This window comes from Sphingomonas sp. 28-62-20 (assembly GCF_002281505.1).
This window is the reverse complement of sequence record NZ_NCGH01000078.1, coordinates 1-1,232: the sequence shown is the minus strand read 5'-3', so window position 1 is coordinate 1,232 and position 1,232 is coordinate 1. Positions and strand designations below refer to the sequence as shown.

Sequence of the window (1,232 nt, the reverse complement as noted above, 5' to 3'; positions counted from 1 at the left end):
CAGGATGCCGAGCACCATCGCGGTGCCGGCAAAGATCAGGGCGCCGTTTCGCTTCGCCGGCGTCATGCCACCGATCGGATCGATGCCGCGTTCGCGGACAATCTCGTCCCGTTCCGGGGTCGGATCTCCCTGCGGTCGACGGCGGTCTTCTGGCGCAGATTCGTCCATCGCGCTCACTCCTTCAGGTCTTGTATGGTGCGCTCGACATGCGGCGATGCGGTGTTCGTGCCGTGATCGACGCCGTAAGGTGTCGGGGCCAGGTTATAGATGCAGAGCACTTCCCGGTTCCGCCGCAGTCGGAGTTGGGCTGTGACAATGTGTACGACCACGAAATCGTCCCGAACGTCGAAGGGGACCAGCGTCTCGGTCCCGTCCGGTCGCACCATGTAAATGGCGGGGATCTCGTGCTTGCCGGGGAAGCGCAGGACCGTGAACTGGCCATTGTCGGAAATCTCCGATGGCTGCAGATCGCTCGATCCCTGAACCTTGTAGTTCAGATTGCGCGGGCCCTCGATCACGCCATGGTCGAGGGCTCCCCGGACGACGCTTGCCTGCAGCGCTGCCACGCGCTGCGCCTCCCGTGTCGCCTGCATACGCGCCGCGCGCTCGGCTTCGTCACGCGGATACCGGAAGCGAACCTGGAAATAGGTATTGGCGCTCTTGCTGCTGATCGGTCCTCGACGCGCGGTAAGCTCGAAGGCGTAGTTGCGGAGCTCACCGCCCCGATTGGTCGTGACGATGAGGTTGGTCGGCCCCGCACGTTCGCGTGGTTTCAGGAACAGGATATGGCCAGCGACAGCAACTTCCCACGACACCGTGTCGCCGAGCGCCACATGCTCAATCGTCTCATCGGCACCGAGCACGATCTGGGTCGCGGTGCGGAAGGTGCCGACAATCCGGTAGACCTGCGTTTCCTGATACTCGACGAACTTCACGCGCGGGTCCGAGGGGCCGCCGCGCGGCGTATCCTCGGCAAGGGCAGGGGCAGCGATCAGCGCGACAGCGCCTGCGAGGCAAACGAGCCGGTTCACCGCACCACCTCCGGGTCGGCCCGGTAGTTCTCGACCTGAAAGCCTAGGGGATTGCGGTAGCGATCCCCTTCGGCCATCGGCGCGTTCGTGTACCGGAACGTCACGGTCGCGATCCAGTCGGTGCTCTGCGTGTCGGTGTCGGTCTGGACCGTGCGCGTGAAGCGCACATTGGCGACGCGATCGTTGATAAAGGCGATGTTG

2 protein-coding genes and 1 pseudogene are annotated in these 1,232 nt (G+C 64.2%); all 3 read right to left on the bottom strand.

What is annotated here, in order from left to right:
• Positions 1-168 (bottom strand): annotated as a pseudogene (locus B7Y43_RS20165) (conjugal transfer protein TrbI); the annotation flags it as partial.
• A gap of 5 nt (positions 169-173) precedes the next feature.
• Complete coding sequence (virB9, locus tag B7Y43_RS20160; protein ID WP_374133436.1) at positions 174-1,031, bottom strand: P-type conjugative transfer protein VirB9; 858 nt, start codon at positions 1,029-1,031, stop codon at positions 174-176.
• Positions 1,028-1,232, bottom strand: a 205-nt coding sequence (locus B7Y43_RS20155) for a type IV secretion system protein (RefSeq protein ID WP_374133435.1), incomplete at its 5' end; no start/stop codon positions are given. The genes virB9 and B7Y43_RS20155, both read right to left, overlap by 4 nt.